Origin of the sequence: Variovorax sp. SPNA7 (genome assembly GCF_033807855.1) — a bacterium.
In the GTDB taxonomy this organism is placed as follows: domain Bacteria; phylum Pseudomonadota; class Gammaproteobacteria; order Burkholderiales; family Burkholderiaceae_C; genus Variovorax; species Variovorax beijingensis.
The window spans coordinates 943963-964994 of record NZ_CP138513.1 but is presented as its reverse complement, the minus strand read 5'-3'; the positions used below and the strand labels follow the sequence as shown (position 1 = coordinate 964994).

The 21032-nt window shown below is 68.9% G+C and carries 18 protein-coding genes; 4 read left to right on the top strand and 14 right to left on the bottom strand.

Annotated elements, in window-relative coordinates:
* The first annotated feature begins 2 nt into the window (after positions 1 to 2).
* From RZE77_RS04305 to ruvC, 3 genes are all read left to right on the top strand, one after another.
* The gene (locus tag RZE77_RS04305; protein ID WP_319440842.1) at positions 3 to 887 is read left to right on the top strand and encodes a lysophospholipid acyltransferase family protein; all 885 of its coding nucleotides are present in this window, start codon (positions 3 to 5) and stop codon (positions 885 to 887) included.
* Positions 888 to 1123: 236 nt separating this feature from the next.
* The gene (locus RZE77_RS04300; protein ID WP_319440841.1) at positions 1124 to 2113 is read left to right on the top strand and encodes a phosphatidate cytidylyltransferase; all 990 of its coding nucleotides are present in this window, start codon (positions 1124 to 1126) and stop codon (positions 2111 to 2113) included.
* Between the two features lies 1 nt (position 2114).
* The gene (gene ruvC, locus RZE77_RS04295; protein ID WP_319429673.1) at positions 2115 to 2663 is read left to right on the top strand and encodes a crossover junction endodeoxyribonuclease RuvC; all 549 of its coding nucleotides are present in this window, start codon (positions 2115 to 2117) and stop codon (positions 2661 to 2663) included.
* Position 2664: 1 nt separating this feature from the next.
* On the opposite strand, the gene RZE77_RS04290 is transcribed toward ruvC, so the two are convergent.
* On the bottom strand, positions 2665 to 3987 hold the full coding sequence (locus tag RZE77_RS04290) for a serine hydroxymethyltransferase (RefSeq protein ID WP_319440840.1): 1323 nt from the start codon (positions 3985 to 3987) through the stop codon (positions 2665 to 2667).
* Positions 3988 to 4111: 124 nt separating this feature from the next.
* Between RZE77_RS04290 and RZE77_RS04285 the strand changes: the two genes are divergently transcribed.
* Positions 4112 to 5068, top strand: a complete 957-nt coding sequence (locus RZE77_RS04285) for a LysR family transcriptional regulator (protein ID WP_319440839.1) — start codon at positions 4112 to 4114, stop codon at positions 5066 to 5068.
* 131 nt (positions 5069 to 5199) lie between these two features.
* On the opposite strand, the gene RZE77_RS04280 is transcribed toward RZE77_RS04285, so the two are convergent.
* The 13 genes from RZE77_RS04280 to RZE77_RS04220 all read right to left on the bottom strand — a co-directional run bounded on the left by RZE77_RS04280 (position 5200) and on the right by RZE77_RS04220 (position 21030).
* Entirely contained in the window at positions 5200 to 5376 is a 177-nt protein-coding gene (locus tag RZE77_RS04280; protein WP_012746075.1) for a hypothetical protein, read from the bottom strand.
* Positions 5377 to 5389: 13 nt separating this feature from the next.
* Positions 5390 to 6313, bottom strand: coding sequence for a UDP-3-O-acyl-N-acetylglucosamine deacetylase (gene lpxC, locus RZE77_RS04275; RefSeq protein ID WP_319440838.1), 924 nt, complete (start codon positions 6311 to 6313; stop codon positions 5390 to 5392).
* Positions 6314 to 6518: 205 nt separating this feature from the next.
* Entirely contained in the window at positions 6519 to 7739 is a 1221-nt protein-coding gene (ftsZ, locus tag RZE77_RS04270; protein ID WP_012746073.1) for a cell division protein FtsZ, read from the bottom strand.
* Positions 7740 to 7908: 169 nt separating this feature from the next.
* Entirely contained in the window at positions 7909 to 9138 is a 1230-nt protein-coding gene (ftsA, locus tag RZE77_RS04265) for a cell division protein FtsA (protein WP_013539446.1), read from the bottom strand.
* Positions 9139 to 9161: 23 nt separating this feature from the next.
* Positions 9162 to 9950: a cell division protein FtsQ/DivIB gene (locus tag RZE77_RS04260; protein ID WP_319440837.1), complete on the bottom strand. Its 789-nt coding sequence runs from the start codon at positions 9948 to 9950 to the stop codon at positions 9162 to 9164.
* 2 nt (positions 9951 to 9952) lie between these two features.
* Positions 9953 to 10924, bottom strand: a complete 972-nt coding sequence (locus RZE77_RS04255) for a D-alanine--D-alanine ligase (RefSeq protein WP_319440836.1) — start codon at positions 10922 to 10924, stop codon at positions 9953 to 9955.
* Complete coding sequence (gene murC / locus RZE77_RS04250) at positions 10921 to 12375, bottom strand: UDP-N-acetylmuramate--L-alanine ligase (protein WP_319440835.1); 1455 nt, start codon at positions 12373 to 12375, stop codon at positions 10921 to 10923. The genes RZE77_RS04255 and murC overlap by 4 nt, the downstream gene beginning before the upstream one ends.
* Positions 12372 to 13436 (bottom strand): undecaprenyldiphospho-muramoylpentapeptide beta-N-acetylglucosaminyltransferase, encoded by a 1065-nt coding sequence (gene murG, locus RZE77_RS04245; RefSeq protein ID WP_319440834.1) that lies wholly within the window; start codon positions 13434 to 13436, stop codon positions 12372 to 12374. Before murG ends, murC begins: the two co-directional genes overlap by 4 nt.
* Positions 13433 to 14731: a putative lipid II flippase FtsW gene (ftsW, locus tag RZE77_RS04240; RefSeq protein ID WP_319440833.1), complete on the bottom strand. Its 1299-nt coding sequence runs from the start codon at positions 14729 to 14731 to the stop codon at positions 13433 to 13435. The genes murG and ftsW overlap by 4 nt, the downstream gene beginning before the upstream one ends.
* On the bottom strand, positions 14728 to 16839 hold the full coding sequence (gene murD / locus RZE77_RS04235) for a UDP-N-acetylmuramoyl-L-alanine--D-glutamate ligase (RefSeq protein ID WP_319440832.1): 2112 nt from the start codon (positions 16837 to 16839) through the stop codon (positions 14728 to 14730). The genes ftsW and murD overlap by 4 nt, the downstream gene beginning before the upstream one ends.
* Positions 16840 to 16846: 7 nt before the next feature.
* Positions 16847 to 18025, bottom strand: coding sequence for a phospho-N-acetylmuramoyl-pentapeptide-transferase (mraY, locus tag RZE77_RS04230; RefSeq protein ID WP_319440831.1), 1179 nt, complete (start codon positions 18023 to 18025; stop codon positions 16847 to 16849).
* A 15-nt stretch (positions 18026 to 18040) separates the two neighbouring features.
* The gene (locus tag RZE77_RS04225; protein WP_319440830.1) at positions 18041 to 19471 is read right to left on the bottom strand and encodes a UDP-N-acetylmuramoyl-tripeptide--D-alanyl-D-alanine ligase; all 1431 of its coding nucleotides are present in this window, start codon (positions 19469 to 19471) and stop codon (positions 18041 to 18043) included.
* Positions 19468 to 21030: a UDP-N-acetylmuramoyl-L-alanyl-D-glutamate--2,6-diaminopimelate ligase gene (locus RZE77_RS04220; protein WP_319440829.1), complete on the bottom strand. Its 1563-nt coding sequence runs from the start codon at positions 21028 to 21030 to the stop codon at positions 19468 to 19470. The genes RZE77_RS04225 and RZE77_RS04220 overlap by 4 nt, the downstream gene beginning before the upstream one ends.
* Between the last annotated feature and the right edge of the window lie 2 nt (positions 21031 to 21032).

Genomic DNA, 21032 nt, shown 5'->3' with positions numbered 1-21032 from the left:
CCATGCTGGCAAAGCTCACGGGTTGGTTGTTGTTGGGAATCGTCCGGTTGCTCACCGGCGCCCAGGCGCGCTGGTACGGCTGCCCGCCGAAGGCCGAACAGCGCATCTATTTCGCCAATCACCAGAGCCACGCCGACCTCGTGATGATCTGGGCCGCCCTGCCCGAGGAACTGCGCAGCATCACGCGGCCGATTGCGGCGCGCGACTACTGGGCCAATACGCCGGTCAAGCGCTGGATCACGACCGAGGTGTTCAACGCGGTGTACGTGGAGCGCGCGGCGACGGCGACGGCCGCGCCTGCCGCAGCGCCGGCGGAACCCGAAGCGCCCCCGCCGCCCATGCGAGCTGCCGCCACCGCGCCGCAGCCCGAGCGCATCGAACCCTCGATGGAGCCCCTGCTGCCGCTGGCGCCCATGGCACCGCCTGTCGTGGACATCACCCCGGAAGCCTTCGACGAAGTGCAAGGATGGCTCGACCTGCCTGCTCCGCCGCCTCCCCCACCACCGCCGGCCGCGCCGCCCGTCGCGCCGCCGACCGTGGAGCCGGAGGCGGCCGCGCCTGCATCCGACCCGCTGGCACCGCTGGTCGAGGCGCTGCGCAGCGGCGATTCGATCATCATCTTTCCCGAAGGCACGCGCGGCCACACAGGAGAGCCGCAGAAGTTCAAGTCGGGCCTCTACACGCTCGCGACGATGTTTCCCGAGGTGGTGCTGGTGCCGGCGTGGATCGACAACGTGCAGCGCGTGATGCCCAAGGGCGAGATCGTGCCGGTGCCAATCCTGTGCTCCGTCACCTTCGGCGCGCCGATCCGCGTCGAGGAAGGCGAGGAGCGCCGGCCGTTCCTCGATCGCGCACGTGCCGCGGTGATTGCATTGCGCGATGTCTGAAATGAAGGCTTTTTCTGTTCCTTGCGTTGTGCGTTTGGCGCTTTGTTCAGGGCGCTCGTTGATCAGCGGTGCACCCAGAGCGTGCCCCAGTGCACAGAGCATCGGGTGCTCCCCGCAGCGAAATCAAGGAGGAAGCCGCAGGCCGGGGGACATTCGCGGAGGGGAGTACCCGTTGATCTGTGCACACGCCCTGAACAAGAGCGCCAGCAACAACAACAATGCGGAGGAAAACTGACATGAACCAGTTCCTGCGCAGCCTCACCCCGACCCAGCAGGTCGCGGCCCTGTTCCTGATCGTCTTCGGCCTGCTCGTGATCGTGAGCACCGCGGCCCTCTTCCTGAGCTTCAGGGAACGCCGCAACCCCGTGCACGACGCCGCCTGGCAGGCCGAACTGGCGCACTACCGCAAGCTGCTGGGCACCACCTGGTTCATGGTGATCGTGTTCTGGGTCGGCTGGGCCCTTGGCGAGACGGTGGCCACCGTGCTGTTCGCGCTGATCGCCTTCTTCGCGCTGCGCGAGTTCATCACGCTCTCGCCCACGCGGCGCGGCGACCATCGCAGCCTGATCTTGGCCTTCTTCGTCGTGCTGCCGATCCAGTTCTGGCTCGTCGCCACCGCGCGCTTCGACCTGTTCACCGTGTTCATTCCGGTCTACGTGTTCCTCGCGATCCCGGTCGCGAGCGCACTGGCCGACGACCCAAGCCACTTCCTCGAGCGCAACGCCAAGCTGCAGTGGGGCATCATGGTCTGCGTCTACGGCATGAGCCATGTGCCCGCGCTGCTGCTGCTGAGCTTTCCGGGCTACGAGGGCAAGAGCGCCTTTCTCGTGTTCTTCCTGGTGTTCGTGGTGCAGACCTCGGTGCTGGTGCAGCACGTGATCTCGCGCCGCACCCAGCGCAAGCCCTTCGCGCCCAACGTGAGCCGCAGCTTCAACTGGACCAGCTGGGGCATCGGCATCGGGGTGGCCAGCCTCGTGGGCGCGCTGTTCTCGTTCATCACGCCCTTCAAGTTCGGCCAGGCCCTCGCGGTGTCCGTCATCGCCTGCATCGCGGGCTCCATGGGCCACCTGGTGATGAAGGCGCTCAAGCGCGACCGCGGCATTCCCAACTGGGGCAAGAAGGGCGTGGGCGTGACCGGGGCCAACGGCCTGCTCGACCGCGTCGATGCGCTGTGCTTCGCGGCGCCGATCTTCTTTCACTCGATCCGCTGGTACTTCAACCTCTGACATGCGCATTCTCGGCATCGACCCCGGCCTCCTGACCACCGGTTTCGGCGTGGTCGATTCGGATGGCCATGCGCTGCGCTACGTGGCCAGCGGCACCATCAGCACGCGCCACCTGGGCAGCGGCAACCTGCCGGCGCGGCTCAAGGTACTGTTCGACGGCATCGCGGAAATCGCCGCGCGCTACCAGCCCGATGCCTCGGCGGTCGAGATCATTTTCGTCAACGTCAATCCGCAGTCGACGCTGCTGCTGGGCCAGGCGCGCGGCGCCTGCGTGACCTCGCTGGTCAACAGCAATCTCACGGTGGCCGAATACACCGCGCTGCAGATGAAGAAGGCGGTGGCGGGCCACGGCCAGGCCGCCAAGGCGCAGGTGCAGGAAATGGTGAAGCGCCTGCTCGACCTGCCGGGCCTGCCGGGCGCCGATGCCGCCGACGCGCTGGGCATTGCCATCACGCATGCGCAGGTGGGCCGGTCGATGGCGCGGCTGGCCGAGGCGGCCGAGCTGTCGAAGACGCACGCCGGCACCTACCGGCAGGGACGCTCGCGCTGACTCAGCGCACGATGTAGCGCAGGCCGCCGAGCCTCGTGCGGCGCTCGCGCACCTCGGCCGCCACCGATGCGCCGCCGCCCTCCAGCGCACGCGCGATCCACGACGCGAGCTGCGGCATGTCGTCGGGCGTGAAGCCGAGCCGAACGATCTCCGGCACGCCGAGACGCAGGCCGTTGATGTCTCCTTCCACCGGCGCGATCGGCAGGCCGATGCCGCAGGCCAGCAAACCGCCCTCGGCCAGTTTCTTCGCGGCGCGCTGTCCACCGCCCCAGCGCGCGGCCTCGAGCGCGAACTGGTGCGACTGCGTGAAGCCGCGCGCCTTCGCGAACACCGGCAAGCCCTCCGCGTCGAGCGCGCGTGCCAGCGCCTGCGCGGTCTCGCGCATTGCCGCGGCATAGGCCGTGCCGTGCACCTTCCAGTCGAGCAGCCCGCGCGCCAGCGCCGCGGTGCGGCCCGCATCGGAGTTGGCCGTGAGGCCGGGGTAGGCGATGGCATCGATGCGTTCCATCAGCGCCGCATCGTTCGACACGATCAACCCGCCGGCCGGCCCGCCGAGGCTCTTGTAGGTGCTCATGGTGATCGCATGCGCGCCCTCCTCGAGCGGCTGCGGCCAGGCCTTGCCGGCCACCATGCCCGAAAGGTGCGCGGCGTCGAACAGCAGTTTGGCGCCCACGCTGTCCGCGATCTCGCGAATTGCCGGCACCGGGTGCGCAAAGAGATTCAGGCTGCCGCCGATGGTGATGAGCTTCGGCTTCACCTCGCGTGCGAGTTTGGCCAACGCCGTCACGTCGACCGTGTAGCCGTCGGCGTCGACCGGCGCGGGTACCGTGTTCAGCCCGTAGAGGCCGGCCGCGCCGGCGGCATGATGCGTGACATGGCCGCCGATGGCCGGTGGCGGCGCAATGATGGTGTCGCCCGGCTTGCAGGTCGCCATGAACACATAGAGGTTCGACAGCGCGCCCGAACTCACGCGCACCTCGGCGAACTTGGAGCCGAACACTTCGGCGGCCAGCTCGGCCGCGATGACCTCGATACGCTCGATGGCGTCCAGCCCCATCTCGTATTTGTCGCCGGGATAGCCAAGCGATGGGCGCGAACCCAGGCCGCGCGAGAGCAATGCCTCGGCCGACGGGTTCATCACGTTGGTGGCGGGGTTGAGATTGAGGCCATCGATGTCATGGATGCGATGGTTGTCAGCCGCCAGCCTTTCGATCTCGGCGGCAATGCCCACGGCATCGCGCGCCACCGCATCGCCGGCAATCGCAAGCACGTGGTCTTCACTGGCAGCGGGAACCCAGGAACGGCGTTGGAGGGCAGTGGGCATGCGGTGTATCTCGCTGGAAGTGATGAGTGAGCGCATCGTCGCGCGCCAAGCACTCGCGGGCAAACCGGATAATCTGGGCCTTCGGCCTAGAAAAACTTGGCCTGAAGTACCTCTATCCACCCCGATGCCGCTCGCACCGCCCCGCCCTCGCCTACCCCCGCACACGGCCGTTCGCGCCTTCGAGGCAGCGGCGCGCCACGGCAGCTTCGCGCGCGCCGCCGAAGAGCTGTTCGTCACGCCGGCGGCCGTCGCGCAGCAGATCAAGGCGCTGGAGACCTGGGCCGGCGGCGCGCTGTTCGAGCGCCACAGCCAGGGCATCCGCCTCAGCGCGCACGCACGGCGCGCACTGCCCGCGCTCAGCGCAGCGGTCGACCAGCTCGGCCTCGCAGTGCAGGCGCTGCGGCACGAAACGCAGACCGCCGCGCGCCGCAGCACGCTGCAAGTGGCGGCGCTGCCGGCGATGGCGCAGCTGTGGCTGTCGCCGCGGCTTTCGCGGCTGAAGGCGGCGCTGCCCGGCGTGCAGGTGTCCGTGACGGCGCTCGAGCAACCGCCGAATTTCCGCCGCGAACCCTTCGACCTCGGGCTCTTCTATGCACGTGGCGGCGACCGCATCGAAGCGGCCGTCGGCGCGCAGGGCATGGTGCTCGCGCGCGACCGGCTGGTGCCGGTGTGCAGCCCGCGCCTCCAGCAGGCGCTGCCAAGCGGCCGCCCGCGCGCGCTCGATGACCTGATCGATGTGCTGGCGCGCTGCGGCGGACTGCACGACACCGTGTGGCACGACGACTGGACGCGCTGGCTGCAGGCCGTGCGCCCCGGCACCACCGCAGCCGAGGCCGATGCGCTGGCCGCCGGCCCGGACTTCTCGCTCTACAGCCTCGCGCTGCAGGCGGCGCTCGACGGCGAAGGCGTACTCATGGGCCGCGAGCAATTGGTGGCGCCGCTGCTCGCGCAAGGCAGGCTGCACGCGCCCTGGGGACGGCCGAAGGCACTGGGTGACACGCTGATGCTGCTGGTGCCCGCGCACCGCAGGGGCGCGCTGCTGGCGCAGCAGGTGCAGGCGTTGCAGACCCTTGCCGACTGAATCGATCACTGGCCAGGCCGCATTGTTCGTGAAACACCGAGGAACCGGCTTTGCCGGGCCTCTGGTGTTGCCCCCGGTAGGGGGTGGGCGCAGCGGACACGAAGTGCCGCGCAGCCTGGGGGCGAGCCAAACTACACCACGCGTTCGGCGATCAGCACCGCGAAGAAGCCGAAGGCCGCAAGCAGCGTCCACTTGAGCACGATCCAGCCGAAGCGCCGGTACTTGGCCTGGCCCGTTCCCGCATAGAACGCGAACGACACGCCCGCCACCAGCAGAAGCAGCAGGATGGCCCAGCGGAAGAGAAGCATTGCCGAACGCGGCCTACCAGGCCCGCGCCACTTCGCCGAAGCCGCGCGGTGCGCGCTTTTCGTCTTCGAAGGTGACGACCTCGTAGGCATCGCTGTTGGCCAGCAGTTCGCGCAGCAGCTTGTTGTTGAGCGCATGGCCCGAGCGGAACGCGGTGTAGGCCGCGAGCAGCGGCTTGCCGATGATGTACAGGTCGCCCATGGCGTCGAGGATCTTGTGCTTCACGAACTCGTCGTCGTAGCGCAGGCCACCGGCATTGAGCACCTTGGTGTCGTCCATCACGATGGCGTTGTCCAGGCCGCCGCCGAGCGCCAGGCCCTTGCTGCGCATGTACTCGACCTCCTTGGTGAAGCCGAAGGTGCGCGCGCGTGCGATGTCGCGGCTGTACGAATCGGTGCCGAGGTCGAACTCCACGCGCTGACCGGTGGAGTTGACCACGCGGTGGTCGAAGTCGATCTCGAAGCTCAGCTTGTAGCCGTGGTAGGGCTCCAGGCTCGCCCACTTCTCGTTGGCGCCCTCGCCCTCGCGCACCTCGACCTTGCGCGTCACGCGGATGAAGCGGCGCGGCGCCTTCTGCAGCTCGATGCCCGCGCTTTGCAGCAGGAACACGAAGGACGAGGCCGACCCGTCGAGGATCGGCACTTCGTCGGCCGTGATGTCGATGTAGAGGTTGTCGATGCCCAGGCCCGCGCAGGCCGACATCAGGTGCTCGACCGTCTGCACCTTGGCGCCGCCGGTCGAGACGGTGGAGGCCAGGCGCGTGTCGGTCACCGCTTCGGCGGTCATGCGGATGTCGACCGGCTCGGGCAGGTCGACGCGCCTGAACACGATGCCGGTGTCCACCGGCGCGGGGCGCAGCGTCAGTTCCACGCGCTGGCCGCTGTGAAGCCCCACGCCCACGGCGCGGCTGATCGACTTGAGGGTTCGTTGTTGCAGCACGCCGAAGATTTTAGGCGCGCGGCGGCCATGCCGCCCTATTCCCCTCGCTATGGCAGCGATAGACATGGGTTCTATGCCCGCCGGCCGGCGATGGACGCAAGGGGCACGAAGCGGACGCAGCGCCTAGAGCCGGCAGAAGTCCCTTTCAGGTCTTCCCCGTACCCCTTGCGAACCTTCGTGCCCTCTGCGTTCGGTTGCCGTGCCGTCAATCGGCTTGACGGCGCAGGAATGCCGGAATCTCGAAGTCGTCCATGCCGCCCGACGACAGCGCATCCACCTTGGCCGCGGCCATGGTGCGGTTGGTGCGCCACACGCTGGGAACGGCCATGCCGTCGTAGTTCGGCTGGTTGCCGCCGCCGTGTCCGGCGTGGCCCGCATGGCCGGCGCCGAGCGTGGGCACGTTGAACGGGATGTTGTCGGTACCGGTGCGGATCACTTCGAGCGTGGGGGCCTGGCGGCGCGCATCGGCGCGCGACAGGCCGGTGGCGACCACCGTCACGCGCATCTGGTCGCCCAGGCTCTCGTCGTAGGCCGCGCCGTAGATCACGTGCGCATCGGGCGAGGCATAAGCGCGGATGGTGTTCATCGCGAGCTTCGACTCGTTGAGCTTCAGCGAACCCTTCGACGCGGTCACCAGCACCAGCACGCCCTTGGCGCCCGAGAGGTCGATGCCTTCGAGCAGCGGGCAGGCCACGGCCTGCTCGGCGGCGATGCGCGCGCGGTCGGGGCCGGCGGCGGCGGCCGTGCCCATCATGGCCTTGCCGGGCTCGCCCATCACGGTGCGCACGTCTTCGAAGTCGACGTTCACGCCGCCGTACTCGTTGATGATTTCCGAGATGCCGCCGACAGCGTTCTTGAGCACGTCGTTGGCATGCGCGAAGGCTTCGTCCTGGGTGATGTCCTCGCCCAGCACGTCGAGCAGCTTCTCGTTGAGCACCACGATCAGCGAGTCGACGTTGGCCTCGAGCTCGGCCAGGCCGGCGTCGGCGTTGGTCATGCGGCGACCGCCTTCCCAGTCGAAGGGCTTGGTCACCACGCCCACGGTGAGGATGCCCATTTCCTTGGCCACGCGCGCGATCACGGGTGCGGCGCCGGTGCCGGTGCCGCCGCCCATGCCGGCTGTGATGAAGAGCATGTGCGCGCCGTCGATGGCGGCGCGGATGTCGTCCACCGCGGCTTCGGCCGCGTCACGGCCCTTGTCGGGCTTGCTGCCTGCGCCGAGGCCGCTGGTGCCCAGCTGGATGATCTTGTGCGCGTTGCTTCGCTGCAGTGCCTGCGCGTCGGTGTTGGCGCAGACGAACTGCACGCCCTGCACGCCACGCTCCATCATGTGCGCGACGGCATTGCCGCCGCCGCCGCCGACGCCGATCACCTTGATCTGGGTGCCTTGGTTGAATTCTTCGACTTCGATCATTTCGATGGTCATTTCTAACTCCTTGAATTTGCAGTTGCCGTTGTGTATCTATGAATTTTTCTGGTGTCTTGACGAGTTCAACGAAGCTGTCGTCGCGGCGGTGGACCCGTGCGCCGCCATCGCTCGTTGAAATGCAAGGGCGGACCGCCGCGTGCGAGCCAGAGTGGGGAGTGGTTCATGGTCAGAAGTTCCCCACGATGAAGTCCTTGAAACGTCCGAACGCAGTCTTTACGGATCCGTTCTTCTGCGCGACCTTGAAGCCGCGCATGCGTGCGAAGCGGGCTTCTTCGAGCAGGCCCATCACGGTGGCCGCGCGCGGCTGCGCCACCATGTCGGAGAGCGCGCTCGAATACTTCGGAATACCGCGGCGCACCGGCTTCAGGAAGATGTCCTCGCCGAGCTCGACCATGCCGGGCATCACGGCGCTGCCGCCCGTGAGCACCACGCCCGAGGACAGCACCTCTTCGTAGCCCGACTCGCGCACCACCTGCTGCACCAGCGAGAAGATCTCCTCGATGCGCGGCTCGATCACGCCGGCCAGCGCCTGCTTGCTCAGCATGCGCGGGCCGCGGTCGCCCAGGCCGGGCACCTCGACCTGCTGGTCGGGGTCGGCCAGCAGCTGCTTGGCGTAGCCGCTCTCGACCTTGATGTCTTCCGCGTCCTTGGTGGGCGTGCGCAGCGCCATCGCGATGTCGCTCGTGATCAGGTCGCCCGCGATCGGGATCACCGCCGTGTGGCGGATCGCGCCGTTGGTGAAGATGGCCACGTCGGTGGTGCCCGCGCCGATGTCCACCAGCACCACGCCGAGCTCGCGCTCATCCTCGGTCAGCACCGCCTGGCTCGAGGCCAGCGGGTTGAGCATCAGCTGGTCGACTTCCAGGCCGCAGCGGCGCACGCACTTGATGATGTTCTCGGCCGCGCTCTGCGCACCGGTCACGATGTGCACCTTGGCTTCGAGCCGCATGCCGCTCATGCCGATCGGCTCCTTCACGTCCTGGCCGTCGATCACGAACTCCTGCGGCTCCACCAGCAACAGGCGCTGGTCGCTCGAGATGTTGATGGCGCGCGCGGTTTCCACCACGCGGGCCACGTCGGCGGGCGTGACTTCCTTGTCCTTCACCGCCACCATGCCGCTCGAATTGATGCCGCGGATGTGGCTGCCGGTGATGCCGGTGTAGACGCGGCTGATCTTGCAGTCGGCCATCAGCTCAGCCTCCTTCAAGGCCTGCTGGATGCTCTGCACCGTGGCGTCGATGTTCACCACCACGCCGCGCTTGAGGCCGTTGCTCGGCGCGATGCCGAGCCCCGCGAGCTTGAGTTCGCCGCCGGGCAGCACCTCGGCCACCACCACCATCACCTTGGCGGTTCCGATGTCGAGTCCGACAACCAGGTCTTTGTATTCTTTGGGCATTGAATGTCCTCGGTATTCGCTATCTATTTCTTCTTGGTCTTGGGGTCGGCAACGACCGTGGTGACGCCGCGAAGACGCAGCGCATAGGCGTCGTTGTGCCGCAGGTCGGCCCCCTCGACGTCCGCCGCGGTGCGGCGGTACTGGCCCGCGACCTGGGTCACGGTCTTCAGGAAACGCTGCGTGCGCGCCGTCACTTCCTCGGCCTGGCCGCGGCCCAGCTCGATCTGGGCGCCGGTGTCCAGCACCGCCTTCCAGCTGCCCCGGCTCGACAGCGTGAGTTCTTCCACGCTGAAGTCGTAGGGCGGGAACAGCGGCGCAATCACGCGGTACATGCCAAGCACCTGCCCGGCCTGCTCGATGGGACCGTCGAGCCGCGGCAGCCGGTCGTCGACCTCGGCCACGTTGGCTTCGAACACCTCGCCGAAGCCGTTGATCAGCTTCGAGCCGGCCTCGTCGCCCCAGTTGGCCACCGGCACCTGCTCGGTCAGCGTCACGCGCAGCTTGTTCGGGAACTCGCGCCGCACCACCGCCTTGCGCACCCAGGGCACCGACTCGAAAGCGGTTCTCGCACGCGCCAGGTCGACGGTGAAAAAGTTGCCCGCGAGCTGCGGCGCGACGTTGGCGCGCAGCGTCACGGCGTTGTTGTGCGTCACGTCGCCGTCGACCTTGATGCCGCCGATGGGAAAGAACGGCTGGCGCAGCACCCACCATGCGCCCGCCGCCAGCAGCATGAGCGCCACCACCACGAACGCCAGGTTCGAGACGATGTTCATGAGCTTGACGTCGAAGGGCACTGGAATGCTTTCCGCCATGGCTATTGCGCTCCCCCCGCGGCATCCAGCGACGCCGAGGCCAGCACGCGCAGGCACAGGTCTTCGTAGGCAATGCCCGATGCGCGCGCCGACATGGGCACCAGCGAATGGCTGGTCATGCCGGGCGAGGTGTTCATCTCGAGCAGGAAAGGCTTGCGGTCGCTCGCGCGGATCATCACGTCGGCGCGGCCCCAGCCGCGGCAGCCGAGCGTGTGGTACGCGGCCAGCGTGATGCGCTGGATCTCGTGCTCCTCGGCCTCGGGCAGGCCGCTCGGGCAGTGGTACTTCACGTCGTCGGTGAAGTACTTGTTCTGGTAGTCGTAGGCGCCTTCGGGTGCGGCAATGCGCACCACCGGCAGCGCATGCGCATCGAGCCCCTGGCCGAGCACGGCGCAGGTCACTTCCTCGCCTTCGATGAATTCCTCGCACAGCACGTCGGCGTCGTACCTGGCCGACAGCGCCACCGCATCCTGCATCTGCGAATAGCCCTCGACCTTGGTCACGCCGATCGACGAACCTTCGCGCGGCGGCTTCACGATCAGCGGCAGGCCCAGCACGTCGGGCACGGCGCGGACCTGCTCGCGGCTTTGCTGGTCGAAGGCCAGGCGCACGTACCTGGGCGTCGGCAGGCCGTCGGCCTGCCAGATGCGCTTGGTCATGACCTTGTCCATGGCCACGCTCGAAGCCATCACGCCCGAGCCGGTGTAGGGAATGCCGAGCAGCTCAAGCGCGCCCTGCACCGTGCCGTCTTCGCCATGCCGGCCATGCAGCGCGATGAAGCAGCGCGCGAAACCCTCGCGCCGCAGCTCGACGAGGTCGCGCTCGGCGGGGTCGAAGGCATGCGCATCGACACCGCGCGAGCGCAGCGCTCCGAGCACGCCGTTGCCGGACAAGAGCGAGATTTCGCGCTCGGCGGAGCTTCCGCCGAACAGCACGGCCACCTTGCCGAATTGCTTTGGATCCTGAAGGCTCATGATGCCTCCCCCTTGCGCCTGGTGCGCGTTGTTGGCGGCAGCGATGCCGCGGCTGCAATTTCAACCACCTTGCCTGGCACGGCGCCGATGGAGCCCGCGCCCATGCAAAGCACCACGTCGCCGGCGCGCGCGTTGTCCAGAATGGCTTGCGGCATGGCGCCGATGTCGTCCACGAACACCGGCTCCACCTTGCCGGCCACGCGCAGGGCGCGCGCCAGCGTGCGGCCGTCCGCCGCCACGATGGGCGGCTCGCCCGCGGCATAGACCTCGCCCAGCAGCACCGCGTCGGCGTTGCCGATGACCTTGACGAAATCCTCGAAGCAGTCGCGCGTGCGGGTGTAGCGGTGCGGCTGGAAAGCCAGCATCAGCCGGCGCCCCGGGAACGCGCCGCGCGCGGCGGCAATGGTCGCGGCCATCTCGACCGGGTGGTGGCCGTAGTCGTCGATCACGGTGAAGCTGCCGGCCGGCTGGCCCTGCACGGCCACCTCGCCATAGCTCTGGAAGCGGCGGCCCACGCCCTTGAAGCCGGCCAGGCCGCGCTGCACCGCCTCGTCGGGAATGCCGAGCTCCACCGCCACCGCGATCACCGAAAGCGCATTGCGCACGTTGTGCTCGCCCGGCAGGTTCAGCACGATGGGCAGGTCGGGCAGCGTGACGCCATTGCGCCGCTGCGCCGTGAAATGCATCTGGCCGCCCACCGCGCGCACATCGACCGCGCGCACCTGGGCTTCTTCGCCGAAGCCGTAGCTCGTCACCGGGCAGGTGACTTCGGCCACGATGTCGCGCACCGCCGGATCGTCGGTGCACAGGATCGCCACGCCATAGAACGGCATGCGATGCAGGAAGTCGACAAAAGCCTTCTTGAGCTTCGCGAAGTCGTGCCCGTAGGTTTCCATGTGGTCGGCGTCGATGTTCGTGACCACCGCCATGACGGGCAGCAGGTTCAGGAACGAGGCGTCCGACTCGTCGGCCTCCACCACGATGTAGTCGCCGCTGCCGAGTTGCGCATTGGCGCCGGCACTGTTGAGGCGCCCGCCGATCACGAAGGTCGGGTCGAGCCCGGCCGCATCGAGCACGCTCGCCACCAGGCTGGTGGTGGTGGTCTTGCCGTGCGTGCCCGCAATCGCGATGCCCTGCTTGAGCCGCATCAGCTCGGCCAGCATCAGCGCGCGCGGCACCACCGGAATGCGCTTCTCGCGCGCGGCCAGCACCTCGGGGTTGTCCGACTGCACCGCGGTGGACGTGACGACCGCATCCGCGCCGTCGATGTGCGCGGCGGCGTGGCCCACGAAGGTGCCGATGCCCAGGCCCGCGAGCCGGCGCAAGGTGGCGCTGTCGGCCAGGTCGGAACCGGTGATGCGGTAGCCGAGGTTGAACAGCACCTCGGCGATGCCGCTCATGCCCGAGCCGCCGATGCCCACGAAATGGATGTGACGAATCGCGTGCTTCATCTTGCAAGCTCCTCGCAGGCGCGGACGACCGCTTCCACTGCTTCGGTCTTCTGCATGGTCTTGGCCTTGGCGGCCTTGTCGATCAGCGCGGTGCGCTCGGTTTTCTGTAGCAAATCAGCCAGCAATTCAGGAGTGAGGTCGGTCTGCTGCACCAGCCATCCGCCGCCCGCGTCGACGAGGAAGCGCGCGTTGGTGGTCTGGTGGTCGTCGACCGCCGAGGGAAAAGGCACGAACAGCGCTGCTGCGCCGACGGCCGCGATTTCTGTCACGGTGCTGGCCCCGGCGCGCGCGACGATGATGTCGGCGTCGGCATAGGCCTGCGCGGTGTCTTCGATGAAGGGCGTGAGTTCGCCCTCGACGCCGGCTGCCGCGTAGTTGGCGCGCAGCTCGTCGATCTGCTTGGCGCCGCTCTGGTGCAGCACCTGCGGGCGCGTGGCCGGCTCGATGCGCGCCAGCGCCTGCGGCACCACGGCGTTGAGTGCCTTGGCCCCCAGGCTGCCGCCAACCACCAGCAGCCGCAGCGGACCGCTGCGGCCCGCAAAGCGCACGGCCGGCTCGGGTTGCGAGGTGAACGCCGCGCGCAGCGGATTGCCCACCCATTGCGCCTTCTTCAGCACATTGGGGAAAGCCGTGAACACGCGGTCGGCCACACCCGCCAGCACCTTGTTGGCAAGGCCGGCCACCGAGTTCTGCTCATGCAGCACCAGCGGCTTGTTGAGCAGCACGCTCATCATTCCACCCGGAAAGGTGATGTAGCCGCCCAGGCCCACCACGACGTCGGGCTGCACGCGGCGCACCACGCCAATGCTCTGCCAGAACGCGCGCAAGAGCCGCAGCGGCAGCAGGAACAGCGTGAGCGGCCCCTTGCCGCGCACGCCGCCGAACTCAACCGGCTCGAAGGCGAAGCCGCGCGGCGGCACGAGCTTTTCTTCCATGCTGCCGGGCGCGCCCAGCCAGTGCACGCGCCAGCCGCGCTCGCGCAGCGCCTCGGCCACCGCGAGCCCCGGAAAGATGTGGCCGCCGGTGCCGCCGGCCATGACGAGTGCGGTGCGGCCGGTCATATGCGCCCTCCCCGCATCAACACACGATTCTCGTAATCGATGCGCAGCACCACCGCCAGCGCCACCAGGTTCATCAGGATGGCCGAGCCGCCAAAGCTCATCAGCGGCAAAGTCAGCCCCTTGGTCGGCAGCGCGCCGAGGTTCACGCCCATGTTGATGAAGGCCTGGAAGCCGATCCACACGCCCACGCCCTGCGCCACGAGGCCGGAGAACACGCGGTCCAGCGCAATCGCCTGGCGGCCGATGTGCATGACGCGGCGCGTCAGCCAGAGGAACATGCCGATGATCAGCAGCACGCCGACCAGGCCGAACTCCTCGCCGATCACCGCGAGCAGGAAGTCGGTGTGCGCCTCGGGCAGCCAGTGCAGCTTCTCGACGCTGCCGCCCAGGCCGACGCCGAAGATCTCGCCGCGGCCGATGGCGATCAGCGAGTGCGACAGCTGGTAGCCCTTGCCCAGCGCATGCTCCTCGCTCCACGGATCGAGGTACGCGAAGATGCGCTCGCGGCGCCACGAGCTGGTGGCGACGATGGTGCCGAAGGCCACCACCACCAGCGCCGCAATCACGAAGAACATGCGCGCGTTCACGCCGCCGAGGAACAGGATGCCCATCGCAATCACGGCAATCACCATGAACGCGCCCATGTCGGGCTCGGCCATCACCAGCATGCCGACCACCACCACCGCCACGCCCATCGGCAGCACGGCGCGGAAGAAGCGCTCCTTGATCTCCATCTTGCGCACCATGTAGCTGGCGGCATAGAGCACCATCGCCAGCTTGGCGAGCTCGGACGGCTGGAAGCGCATGAAGCCCAGCGGCAGCCAGCGCCGCGCGCCGTTGACGTTGATGCCGATGTGCGGAATGAGCACCGCCACCAGCAGCAGCAGCGAGGCCACGAAGAGCCAGGGTGCGGCGCGCTCCCAGGTCTTCATCGGAATCTGGAAGGCCAGCAGCGCCGCGACGACCGCGAACACCACCGAAGCCGCGTGCCGCGTGAGGAAGAACGACGCGCTGTAGCCCGCACGTGCGAAGCGCGGGTTGTCCGGCAGCGCGATGGAGGCCGAATACACCATCACCAGGCCCCAGGTGAGCAGCGCGACGGTGACCCAGACCAGCGCCTGGTCGAAGCCCAGCACGCGCATCGGCGCGGCCTTGGTCTGCGTGACGCCGGCGCCGCCCAGCCGCACCGGCAGGTGCACGGGCAGCGAGTCGATGCCGCTGCGCGCGCGGCTGAACCAGCCGCCGAAACGGCTGGTCTTCGCGTTGGGCGTGGCGCCTGCGGCCGTGGTGTTCAAACCGGACCTCCCGAAGAAAAATCGGCATCGTTCGACGACGAGGCGGCCCCGCGCGGGTCGTCCTCGAGCGTCTGCACGGCCTCGCGGAACACGGCCGCACGGTGCTCGTAGTCCTTGAACATGTCGAAGCTCGCACATGCCGGTGACAGCAGCACGGCATCGCCGGGGTTGGCGCGCGCGGCGGCCAGCTTGACGGCCTCCTGCATCGAGCCCGCATGCATCAGCGAAGCGCCGGTGGCGGCCAGCGCCTGCTCGATCAGCGGCGCATCGCGGCCGATGAGCACCACGGCGCGCGCGTACTGCGCCACGGGGGCGGCCAGCGGCTCGAAGTCCTGGCCCTTGCCCTCGCCGCCAAGAATGACGACCACGCGGCGGTCTTCACCCAGGCCGTTGAGGGCAGCGACCGTCGCGCCGACATTGGTGCCCTTGCTGTCGTCGAAGTACTCGACCTCGTCGACGATGGCGATCGGTTCCACGCGGTGCGGCTCGCCGCGGTATTCGCGCAGGCCGTAGAGCATCGGCCCCAGCGGGCAGCCGGCGGCGCTGGCCAGCGCAAGCGCCGCGAGCGCGTTCATCGCGTTGTGGCGGCCGCGGATACGCAGCACGTCGGCGGGCAGCAGGCGCTGCAGGAAGATCTCTTCCTCGACCACCGCGCCGCGCTTGCGCTTCTGCGTTTCGTCGGCTTCGAGCGCGCGCACCAGCCAGGCCATGCCGTTGACGCGCTCGATGCCGTAGTCGCCGGGGCGCTGCGGCATCGCGGCGCCGAAGGTGACATGGGCGCGGACCTGCGGGCGCTGCAGCTTCACCTTGACGGGCGGAGGCAGCATGGCCATCACGCCGGAGTCGTCGCGGTTGAGCACCATGAGGCCCTGCGTGCCGAAGATGCGCGCCTTGGCCGCGGCGTAATGCGGCATGTCGCCGTGCCAGTCGAGATGGTCCTGCGTGAGGTTGAGCACGGTGGCGGCGGTCGGCTCGAAGCCCTGCACGCCGTCGAGCTGGAAGCTCGAGAGTTCGAGCACCCAGACATCGGGCAGCGTCTCGGCATCGATGTGCGCGGCCAGGGTGTCGAGCAGCGTGGGGCCGATGTTGCCGGCCACGGCCACGCTCTTGCCCGCACGCTCGACCAGCTGGCCGGTGAGCGCGGTGACGGTGGTCTTGCCGTTGGTGCCGGTGACGGCGAGCACCGCGGGCGTGTAGCCCTTGGGCGCCGGCGGCTCCTCGATCGGCACGAGCTTGAGCTGCGGTGTGTCTTCTTCCTCGACCGCGGCGGAGGCCGGGTTGGTGGCGGAGAGTTCGGCGATCTTCGCGACGAATTCGGCGGCCTCCCTGGCGGCCGTGGGGACGTAGGCCTGGCCGGGGGTCGGCAGGCGCGACACGGTGGCGGAGGCTGGCGCTGGCGCGGGCGCATCCTGCGTCTCGGCCGCGGGTGTCTGCTCCTGCGCCGACTGTTGTTCTTCTTCGGGCGGCGGCGTGGCGGGAACGCTCAACGACGGGTCGCGCGGCATGGCTTCGGCCTGCGCGGCGGGCGGTGCGGGTTCGGCTTCTGCCGCATCGGCAGCGGCATCGGCGACGGGCTCGACCGCTTCCGGTGTCTCGGTCGTTGCCGGCTCTTCCGGTGCCGTGGCGTCCGCAGCTTCCGCCGGTTCACCACCGAGCGGCAATTCGCCTTGCGCTTCGGGCTCCGCGACGGGCTCCGCCGGCACCTCCACCGCAGGCTCTTCTTCCGGCACTTCAGGCGCCGCTTCGACCACCGGCACTTCGACGGTCCGCAGGTCCAGCAGCGCGCGCGCAAACAGATCCAGTTCGCCGCCGACCGCGAGCCCCACGGCCCGCGCCGCATCGACGACCGGCGCGATGGTGGCGGGCGACAGCCCCGGCGAGCGGTACACGGCGCGGATCGGCGTGCCCTCGATCAGCGCGGCCGAGAACGGCCCGCCGATGAACGCCACTTCCGGCCACTCCGCCCGCAGCGTCGCAAGCAGCGCCGGCGCCTCTCGCGTGTCGGCCACCGTGACGACCGCGCCGTGGCGCGCGCACCAGCGCGCCATCGCCAGCCCGGACGCACCGAGGCCGAGGATCAAAACGGGGAGGTCTTTCAAGTGCCGCATGGTTCCGTTACCGCAGCTTCAGCGTCGACAGGCCGATGAGGCACAGCAGCATCGTGATGATCCAGAAGCGCACCACGACCTGCGTCTCGCGCCAGCCGCTCTTTTCGAAGTGGTGGTGCAGCGGCGCCATCTTGAGCACGCGGCGGCCTTCGCCGTAGCGCTTCTTGGTGTACTTGAAGTACATGACCTGCGCCATCACCGAGATCGCCTCGACCACGAAGATGCCGCCCATGATGAAGAACACGATCTCCTGGCGCACGATGACCGCGATGGTGCCCAGCGCGCCGCCGAGCGCCAGCGCGCCCACGTCGCCCATGAAGACCTGCGCCGGATGGGTGTTGAACCAGAGGAACGCGAGGCCCGCGCCGGCCATGGCCGAGCAGAACACCAGCAGTTCGCCCGAGCCCGGGATGTTGGGGAACAGCAGGTACTTGGAATACACCGCGCTGCCCGTCACGTAGGCGAACACGCCCAGTGCCGAACCGACCATCACCACCGGCATGATCGCCAGGCCGTCCAGGCCGTCGGTCAGGTTGACCGCATTGCTCGCGCCCACGATCACCAGGTACGTGAGGATCACGAAGCCGATGCCGCCGAGCGGATAGCTCACTTCCTTGAAGAAGGGCACCAGCAAGTTGATCTTGGGCGGAAAGTCCAGGTCGAAGCCCGACTGCACCCAGGCGAAGAACAGCTGCAGCACGCGCCAGTTCGAGCTTTCCGAGATGCTGAAGAGCAGGTAGAAGCCCGCGATCAGGCCGACCACCGATTGCCAGAAATACTTTTCGCGCGAGCGCATGCCCTCCGGGTCCTTGCGCACCACCTTGCGCCAGTCGTCGACCCAGCCGATGGCACCGAAGCCCAGCGTGACCCACAGCACGATCCACACGAAGCGGTTGGAGGGGTCGAACCACATCAGCGTGGCGAAGGCAATGGCGAACAGCACCAGCACGCCGCCCATGGTGGGCGTGCCGCTCTTGGTCAGGTGCGTTTCCATGCCGTAGCCGCGAATCGGCTGGCCGATCTTGAGCGCGGCCAGGCGGCGGATCACGTAGGGCCCGGCCACCAGGCCGACCACCAGCGCCGTCAGCGCAGCCATCAGCGCACGGAAGGTGAGGTACTGGAAAACGCGCAGGAACCCGAACTCGGGCGAAAGTGTTTGCAGCCATTGGGCCAGGCTCATCAGCATGTGGTGTCGCGCGGCTCATGCGTCATGACCGGCCTCCTTTTGTTGTTGTCGTGATTGCTCGATCGCCTGCACCACGCGCTCCATCTTCATGAAGCGCGAGCCCTTGACGAGCACACTCCCCACCTGGGGCAGCCGCGCCAGCACCGCGGTGCCGAGCGCATCGATGTCCTGGAAGTGGCGGCCGTTGTCGCCGCCATCGAAGGCGGCAATGCTGTGCGCGGTTTCGGCGCCCAGCGCGTATACGGCCTCGATGCCGCGCTGCCGCGCCCAGTCGCCGACCTCGGCATGGAATTCGGGCGCGCGGTTGCCGACCTCGCCCATGTCGCCGAGCACCAGCAGGCGCGGGCCGGGCAGCGCCGCGAGCACGTCGATCGCCGCGCGCATGGAATCGGGATTGGCGTTGTAGCTGTCGTCCACCAGCGTGAGCGAATGCCCGCCGGGCAGCACCACCTGGCTCGCCTTGGAGCGGCCCTTGACCGGCTCGAAGGCCGTGAGGCCGCGCGCAATGGTCTCGGGCGGAATGCCGGCTGCCAGCGCGCACGCGGTGGCCGCCAGCGCATTGACGACGTTGTGGCGGCCCGCGATGTGCAGCTGCGCGTCGAAGTCGCCGAGCGGCGTGCGGATGCGGACCTGCCATGCGCCCTGCTGCCATTCGGCGCCCACCAGGGAAATGTCGGCGTCTTCCTGCTCGCCGAAGCTCATGCAGCGGCGCATGGCGCCGTCGCGCGCCATGTCGTTCCACAGCGGAGTGAACTCGTCGCCGTGCGGGAACACCGCGGTGCCGCCCTCCGGCACGAAGGAAAACACCGCACCGTTCTCGAGCGCCACCGCCTCGACGGTGGCCATGAACTCCAGGTGCTCGCGCTGGGCGTTGTTGACCAGCGCGATGGTCGGGCGCGCGATGGCCGCGAGCCGTGCGATCTCGCCCGGGTGGTTCATGCCCAGCTCGACCACCGCATGCTGGTGCTTCGCACGCAGGCGCAGCAGCGTGAGCGGAACGCCGATCTCGTTGTTGAAGTTGCCGGCCGTCGCGAGTGCGCGATCGCCCCTGAAGGCAACCAGCACGGCCGCGATCATCTGCGTGACGGTGGTCTTGCCGTTGCTGCCCGTCACGGCGATCAGCGGCAGGTCGAACTGCGCGCGCCAGCCGGCGCCGAGCGCGCCGAGCGCGGCCAGCGAATCGGGCACCTCGAGGCCCGCCAGGCCGGCCGCTTCCAGGCCGCCGTGCGCAATGGCGGCGACGGCGCCCCGCGCCTTGGCATCGGCCAGGAATTCGTTGGCGTCGAAGCGTTCGCCCTTGAGCGCCACGAACAGGTCGCCCTCGGCGAGCGTGCGGGTGTCGGTATGGACGCGGGCAATGGTGGTGGCGCCGTCGCCCACCAGGCGTGCGCCCGGGATCCATTGCTGCGCCTGGGCCAGTGTGAACATCAGCGGCGAATGGCTCATGCGGCACCTCGCTGGGTGAGTGCATCGAGCGCATGGACCCGGTCCGAGAACGGAATGCGCTGGCCGGCGATTTCCTGCCAGGCTTCATGGCCCTTGCCGGCAATCAGCACCACGTCCTGCGGCGCCGCCTGCGCGATGGCGTCGGCAATGGCAGCCGCGCGGTCGGGCTGCACCTGGGCCGCTTCGGGACGTGCGAGGCCGAGCAGCACCTGGCTGATGATCGCGTCGGGGTTTTCGCTGCGCGGGTTGTCGCTGGTCAGGATCACGCGGTCGGCCTGGCGCTCGGCCACGGCGGCCATCATCGGGCGCTTGATCGGATCGCGGTCGCCGCCGCAGCCGAACACGCACCAGAGCGCGCCGCCACGCTGCTGCGCGAGCGGGCGCAGGCCGGCCAGCGCCTTGTCGAGGGCGTCGGGCGTGTGGGCGTAGTCGACCACGGCCAGCGGCGCAGCCGCATTCGCCTCGGCGGCGCCCACGCGCTCCATGCGGCCCGGCACGCTGGTGAGCCTGGCGCAGGCCGCCACGGCCTGCGCGAGCGACAGTCCCAGCGCCCGCAGCGTGCCGAGCACGCCCAGCAGGTTGGCCACGTTGTACTGCCCGATCAGGCTGGTCGACATGCGCTCCACGGCGTCGTTGTCGTGCTCGGCCACCGAGAACCGCAGGCCCTGCGCGTCGTAGCCGACGTCGCGCGCCATGAGCCGCGCCGGCGCGCCGGCAGCCGACACGGTCCAGACGTCGAGCGCGCCGATGCCGGCCTCGAGCAGGTTCGCGCACAGGCTGGCCCCATGCACGTCGTCGATGTTGATCACTGCGGCGCGCAGCCCGGGCCAGCGGAACAGCTCGGCCTTGGCCTGCCAGTAGGCATCCATGCTGCCGTGGTAGTCGAGATGGTCCTGCGTGAAGTTGGTGAACACGGCCACCGCAATGCGCGTGCCGTCGAGCCGGCGTTCGGCGATGCCGATCGACGAGGCCTCGATGGCGCAGGCGCCGAAGCCGCGCTCGACCAGCGCGCGCAGTTCGCGCTGCATCATCACCGGGTCGGGCGTGGTGAGGCCGGTGTAGACGAGCTCCGGCGGCACGCCGATGCCCAGCGTGCCCATCACCGCGCAGGGCGAAGGCAGGCCGCGTTCGGTGCTGCCGTCCAGCCGCGGCGCGCGGACGCCGCCCGGCACGGCCAGCGTGGAGAGCGATTCGGCGAGCCACCAAGCGGTGGAGGTCTTGCCGTTGGTGCCGGTCACGGCCAGCACGTCGAGCGCGGCCGACGGGTTGTCGTAGAAGGCCGATGCGATCGGGCCGGTGGCGGCCTTGAGCCCGGGGTAGCTTGCAATGCGGTCGTCGCCATCGAAGCCGAAGGCCTCGACGCCCTGGTGCTCGACCAGGCAGGCCGCGGCGCCCTGCGCCAGTGCCGAAGCCACGTGCCTGCGCCCATCGGTGGCGGCGCCGGGCCAGGCAATGAAGCCGTCGCCCGCACCCACCGGCCGGCTGTCCGCATGCAGCGCGCCCTGCACGCGCTCCTTGAGCCAGAGCGCGGCGTGTTGAGGGGAAGTGAGTGTCAGCATGC